Source organism: Oerskovia sp. NPDC056781 (assembly GCF_042789955.1).
GTDB classification, from domain to species: Bacteria; Actinomycetota; Actinomycetes; order Actinomycetales; family Cellulomonadaceae; genus Oerskovia; species Oerskovia rustica.
Window position 1 is genome coordinate 1 of sequence record NZ_JBHUAD010000231.1, and the last position, 6,028, is coordinate 6,028.

The 6,028-nt window shown below is 70.6% G+C and carries 6 protein-coding genes; 3 read left to right on the plus strand and 3 right to left on the minus strand.

Annotation, left to right across the window (positions count from 1 at the left end):
- Window positions 1-23: 23 nt before the first annotated feature.
- The 3 genes from ACFRCR_RS15860 to ACFRCR_RS15870 all read right to left on the minus strand — a co-directional run bounded on the left by ACFRCR_RS15860 (window position 24) and on the right by ACFRCR_RS15870 (window position 2,730).
- Entirely contained in the window at window positions 24-1,028 is a 1,005-nt protein-coding gene (locus tag ACFRCR_RS15860) for an inorganic phosphate transporter (protein WP_138826192.1), read from the minus strand.
- Window positions 1,029-1,033: 5 nt separating this feature from the next.
- Window positions 1,034-1,654 (minus strand): DUF47 domain-containing protein, encoded by a 621-nt coding sequence (locus ACFRCR_RS15865; protein ID WP_030151734.1) that lies wholly within the window; start codon window positions 1,652-1,654, stop codon window positions 1,034-1,036.
- A 476-nt stretch (window positions 1,655-2,130) separates the two neighbouring features.
- The gene (locus ACFRCR_RS15870; RefSeq protein WP_377678850.1) at window positions 2,131-2,730 is read right to left on the minus strand and encodes a hypothetical protein; all 600 of its coding nucleotides are present in this window, start codon (window positions 2,728-2,730) and stop codon (window positions 2,131-2,133) included.
- 202 nt (window positions 2,731-2,932) lie between these two features.
- Between ACFRCR_RS15870 and ACFRCR_RS15875 the strand changes: the two genes are divergently transcribed.
- The 3 genes from ACFRCR_RS15875 (at window position 2,933) to ACFRCR_RS15885 (ending at window position 5,881) form a co-directional block, all read left to right on the plus strand.
- Window positions 2,933-3,463 (plus strand): MarR family winged helix-turn-helix transcriptional regulator, encoded by a 531-nt coding sequence (locus ACFRCR_RS15875; protein ID WP_377678847.1) that lies wholly within the window; start codon window positions 2,933-2,935, stop codon window positions 3,461-3,463.
- A 121-nt stretch (window positions 3,464-3,584) separates the two neighbouring features.
- Window positions 3,585-5,285: an MDR family MFS transporter gene (locus ACFRCR_RS15880; protein WP_377678849.1), complete on the plus strand. Its 1,701-nt coding sequence runs from the start codon at window positions 3,585-3,587 to the stop codon at window positions 5,283-5,285.
- Between the two features lie 119 nt (window positions 5,286-5,404).
- Window positions 5,405-5,881, plus strand: coding sequence for a MarR family winged helix-turn-helix transcriptional regulator (locus tag ACFRCR_RS15885; RefSeq protein WP_318244046.1), 477 nt, complete (start codon window positions 5,405-5,407; stop codon window positions 5,879-5,881).
- Window positions 5,882-6,028 lie beyond the last annotated feature (147 nt).

The window sequence follows — 6,028 nt, forward strand, 5'->3', positions numbered from 1 at the left end:
GAGCAGGTGAGAGGCCTGTCGGGTCAGAGCAGGATCGGCGACAGGATCCAGTACATGATCGCGGCCACGAGCGCAGCGGCGGGGATCGTCAGGACCCACGCGATGCCGATGTTCTTCGCGACGCCCCAGCGCACGGCCGACAGGCGCTTGGTCGCACCGACGCCCATGATCGCGGACGTGATGGTGTGCGTCGTGGAGACCGGCGCGTGCAGCGCGAACGCGTTGACGTAGAGGACGATCGCGGAGACGGACTCGGCCACGAACCCGCGCGCCGGGTCGAGCTCGATGATCTTGCGTCCGAGGGTCCGCATGATGCGCCAGCCGCCCGAGTAGGTCCCGGCGGAGATCGCGGCGGCCGCGGCGAGCTTGACCCACAGGGGAATGCCCTCGTCGGGGCTTGCCCAGCCGACCGTGAGGAGCGCCATGAAGATGACGCCCATGGTCTTCTGCGCGTCCTGCAGGCCGTGGCCCAGGGCCATGGCCGCGGCGGACACGGTCTGCGCGAGGCGGAAGCGGCGGGTGGTCTTGGAAGGTGCCGCGCGGCGGAACGCCCACAGCAGGCCGACCATGACGATGAACGCGAGGCCGAAGCCCACGAGCGGGGAGAAGATCATCGGCAGGACGACCTTGTCGACGATCGAGGCGCCGTAGATCGCGAGCCCGCCGGCGAGCCCGGCGCCCACGAGGCCACCGATCAGCGCGTGCGTCGAGGACGACGGGAGCCCGAACCACCATGTGATGAGGTTCCACACGATCGCGCCGACCAGGGCGCACAGCACCACGACGAGGGCCGTGTGCGGTGGCACGTCCTCGAGGTCGACGATCGAGGTCGCGATGGTCTCGGCGACCTCGGTCCCGAGAAGCGCACCGGCGAAGTTCATGACCGCTGCCATGATGAGCGCGGCACGCGGTGTGAGGGCCCTCGTCGAGACGGATGTGGCGATCGCGTTGGCCGCGTCGTGGAATCCGTTCGTGTAGTCGAAGCTCAGCGCGAGCGCGACGACGAGGACGACCAGAGCGAATTCCACGGGGCTCAGGACTCCTTGAGCGCGATGGTCTCGACCATGTTCGCGACCTTCTCGAACGCGTCGGCGGCCTGCTCGAGGATCTCGATGACCTCCTTGAGCTTGATGAGGAGGATCGGGTCGGAGACGTTGTCGAAGAGCTCGGCGAGGAGCTTGCGGTGGATCTTGTCGGCCTGGTTCTCGAGGCGGTTGACCTCGACCCAGTACTCGGCGAGGTCGTTGAGCGAGCGCAGGCGCGGCATGGCCTCGGCGGTCAGCTCGGCGGCGCGCTGGAGGACCTGGACCTGCTCGCCGACACGGGCGGGCAGCTCCTCGATCTTGTACAGGACGATGAGGTCCGCGGCCTCTTCCATGTAGTCCATGCAGTCGTCGAGCGCGGAGGCCAGCCCGTAGATGTCGTCGCGGTCGAACGGCGTGACGAAGGTCTGGTTGAGGCGTCGCATGATCGTGTGCGTCGCGTCGTCGGCCAGGTGCTCGGTCTCCGCGAGCTTCTTGGCGAGCTCCTTGCGGGTCGGGCGGTCTGCGCCGAGCAGCTCGGCCAGGAGGTTCGCCCCGGTGACCAGGTGCTGAGCGGAGTCGGCGAGGAGGTCGAAGAACGAGGTATCGCGCGGGGTGAGGCGCAAGCGCACGGGAGGCTCCGAAAGGGCTGGACGCTGGTGGGTTTTCACAGGCAGATGACGACCGCACGGAGCGATCGTCACCCGGATGTCACAGGTGTTCTGTTGGAAGGTGACGCTGTGGTGAGTGGCGCCAGAGGGCGCGTTAACGCATCTCTAACGCTCGTCAAATGTAGCCGAACTGTCGCCTGAACGTTCAATCGCTCTCGGCGACCGGCGGGAGCGTCCGAGGGGCCCTGGGTGGGCACGCCGGACGGCGCTCACGTCGTGGTGGGGGCGACGCCGGGCCGGGAGCGCCTGTCGGCGCGAAGGCCGCTCGAAGCGGCTGATGTTGGAGCCCGGGGCTACCGCGACCCGACGTCGTGAACCATCGTACGCCCGCGTCCCGGAGGCTTCGAACCCGCAGGTCAGAGGGTACGTCGAGCCGTCGGGAGACCCCGCGCCCGCTGCGGCGCACAGGGAACGCGCACCGGCCCGACGGCGCCGCGTCAGTCGAGCCTGTCGGCCCGCCACAGGGCGGCGGAGTGCTCGAGCTCCTCGGCCGTGCGCAGCAGCGACGAGGCGCCGCGCGTCATGCGCAGCGCGGAGTCGGGGTCACCGGCCTCGCGCGCGTCGGCGTCGAACGCGGCGCCCGTGGCGAGGATGCGGCAGAACGCGGCGGCTCGTTCGAGCGCCACGGCGAGGTCGCCGGCGAAGACGCCTGAGAGCACCGCGTCGGCGAGCTCGCGCACGTCCTCGGGACCGGGCGGGCTGACGACTCCGGCGACGACCTCCTGGACGGGGGCGGCGTCGACGCCGAGGCGGTAGCGCAGCGCCACGGTCTGCGGGTCGCGGCGCACCCACTCGCGCAGGACGTACAGGCGCCAGAGCGCGCCGGGCAGGGTCGCGGGGGCCGAGTCGGCCCAGAGGCCGGACACGACGTCGAGGCCCTCGGTCTCGACGAGGCGGATGAGGCGGTCGACGACCTCGGGGTCCTCGGCGGCGCGCGCGCCGTGCACGATCGCGGCGGCGGTCGTGTGGGCGATCTGGTCGCGCAGCGCGGGGTCGAGGTCGCCGGGGAGCTCGTCGGCCTCGCGCGGGTCGAGCATCGCGGGGCGGCGCGGGCGGTGACTGGGGGCCGGTTGTTCGCTCACCTCTCGATCGTACGCAGGGAGCCGGACGCCGGGTCGTCCGCGAGGCGCTCGTCCCACCGACCGGTACAGATGTGCCAAGAACATGCTCGCCGCAACTATTGCCCTCAGCAACCATCTGGGTTTATGGTTGCTTGCAGCAACTAAGGAGATCTCTCGCGTGCCCCTCTCCCCCAGCCCCTCCCTCGACGCCCCCGTCATCCCGTCCGCCGTCCGCACGGCATCCCCCTCGGAGTCCACGAGCACCCCCCACGAGCGGGTCCTCGACCTCCCCGTCAAGGAGCTCACGGTCGCCCTCGAGGAGCTCAACCGCGCCCAGCGCGAGGTCTCGGCCCGCCTGGCCCGCGAGCTCGACTTCCCCCGGGCGTCGCTCGGCGCGCTGCGCCTCCTGCAGCGCTGCGGCCCTCTCCAGGTCACCGAGCTCGCGCACCACCTCAAGGTCGACCTGTCGGTCGCGAGCCGACAGGTCACGCACCTCGTCGACTCGGGGCTCGTCGAGCGGACGGCGTGCGACGACGACCGGCGCGCCCGGAGCGTGACCCTCACGCCCGAGGGTCGGGAGAAGGTCGACGAGACCTTCCGCCTCCTCATGAGCCGCACTGCCGAGACCTTCGCGGGCTGGACCGCCGAGGACCTGCACGCGTCGATCCACCAGCTCGGGCGCCTCACCGAGGCGCTCTCGCGCGCCTGACCGCACCGGCCCCGCACCCGCACCACCCCCAGGGCGACCCGCCCGCACCGCCCGGCCTCCGCCGTCGGGCACTGCCACGACCTTTCGACGACAAAGCACGACCTATGAATGTGAGTCCCGTATGAGCGCTACCACCACCATGACCCGCAGAGAGGTGCTGGAGTCACTGTCCGGCATCCTCCTCGGGATGTTCGTGTCGATCCTCGCGACCTCCGTGGTCTCGAGCTCGCTGCCCAAGATCATCAACGACCTGAACGGGTCGCAGTCGTCGTTCACCTGGGTCGTCACCGCGACCCTGCTGACGACCACCATCTCGACGCCCATCTGGGGCAAGCTCGCCGACCTGACGAACCGCAAGGTCCTCATCCAGCTCGCGCTGGTCGTCTCGGTCGTGGCGTCGGCCCTGGCCGGCCTGTCGCAGAACGTCGGCACCCTCATCGCGTTCCGCGCCCTCCAGGGCATCGGCGCCGGTGGGCTCATGGCGCTCGCCATGGTCCTCATCTCCGACATCATCTCCCCACGCGAGCGCGGCAAGTACATGGGCCTCATGGGCGCGATCATGGCCGTGAGCCAGATCGGCGGGCCTCTCCTCGGCGGCGTCCTGACCGACACCGTGAGCTGGCGCCTCAACTTCTTCGTGGGTCTGCCGTTCGCGATCGCCGCGATCGTCGTGCTCCAGCGCACGCTGCACCTGCCGCCCATCCCCCGCCGTGTCGTGAAGATCGACTACTGGGGTGCGCTGCTCATCAGCGTCGGCGTCTCGACCCTGCTGCTGTGGGTCACGTTCGCGGGCAACAACTTCGAGTGGGTCTCGTGGCAGAGCGCCGTCATGGTGATCGGCTCCCTGCTCGCGCTGGTCGCGGCCGTCCTGGTCGAGAAGAGCGCGGTCGAGCCCATCATCCCGCTGCACCTGTTCAAGAACCGCACGTTCGTCCTCGCGGTCCTCGCGAGCGTCGCGGTCGGCGTCGCGATGTTCGGCACCGCGGTCTTCCTCAGCCAGTACATGCAGGTCGCGCGCGGCAAGACGGCGACCGAGTCGGGCCTGCTGACCATCCCGATGATCGTCGGGACGTTCGTCGCGTCGACCCTGATCGGGCAGCTCATCACGCGCACCGGTCGCTACAAGGCCTTCATGGTCACCGGTGGCGTGCTGCTCGTCGGGTCGCTGTTCGCCCTCTCGACGATCGACTACCACACGAGCTTCGTGCTCATCAGCGTCTACCTGTTCTTCCTCGGCGCGAGCATGGGCATGCTCATGCAGAACCTCGTGCTCGCGGTCCAGAACACCCTCGACGTCTCCGAGATGGGCGCGGGCACCTCGACCGTCGCGTTCTTCCGCACGCTCGGCGGAGCGATCGGCGTCTCCGTCCTGGGTGCCGTCCTCGCGAGCAAGGTCACGAGCTCCATCCAGGAGGGCCTGGCCAAGATGGGCGTGCCGAGCGACGGTACGGGCGGCACCGTGCCGGACGTCTCGACGCTCCCCGCCCCGATGCGCGACCTCGTCGAGCGCTCGTACGGCGAGGGCATCGCGGAGATCTTCCTCGTCGCCGTGCCCCTCGCGGTCATCGGCCTGATCTGCGTGCTGTTCCTCAAGGAGGTGCCGCTCGGGACCAAGTCCGGTCTCGACGAGCGCCTCGAGCGCGAGCTCGCGGCCGGCCTGCCCGACCTGACCGACGAGATCGAGCAGGAGCACGAGAGCGACTTCGCGGCCGCCGAGGGCTCGGTCCTCGCGGGGGCGGGCGCTCCGTCGGGCGCCTCGTCGTCGCAGGGCACCGAGCGGGCAGCCGACGGCCCCGTTCGCGGGGGCAGCGCCTCGCGCTGACCTCCTCTCGCAGGACCTCACCCGGGGCCGTCGTGGATGCGTGTTCCACGGCGGCCCCGCCGCACGCCATGATGGGGCGTGTGATCCCGCCCTCGCCGACCGACCAGCCGGAGCCGACTGTGTCCTCTACGCCCACCACGCCCGCAGCCGACGACTCGCCGCTCTACGCGCTCGAACGCGAGCTGCGCGTCCTGACGCGCCGGGCGGGCTCGTCCGCGAACGCGATGGCGAAGCGCATCCACCCCGACCTCGACGCGAGCGCGTACCCGCTGCTCGCCCACATCTGGGCCAACCCGGGCGTACGCGGGTCGGACCTCGCGCAGCAGTTCGGGGTGGGGCGCGCGACGATCTCACGGCAGCTCGCACGGCTCGAGTCGGTCGGGATGGTGGACCGCGAGGTCGACCCCGACGACTCCCGCGGCCAGATCATCACCCTCACCGAGGCCGGGGAGACGCTGCTGCGGACCACGCACGAGCGTCGCGTCGACTCCATCTCCCAGGCGCTGAGCGACTGGTCGCCCGACGACGTCGCGGCCCTCGCCGCACTGCTCCACCGCTACTCGGAAGACGTCGTGCGCTGGCAGGCGTCGCGCTGACATGACGTCGGTGGACGTGCCGGTGGGGCAGCCGGGTAGCGCGCCGTCGCCCCGGCCTGCCCGACGGCGCAGCCGCTCTCGCGTCCTGGCCGTCCTCGCGGCCGTGGTCGCCCTGGGCCTCGTGGTGACGACGCAGGTCCCCGACCC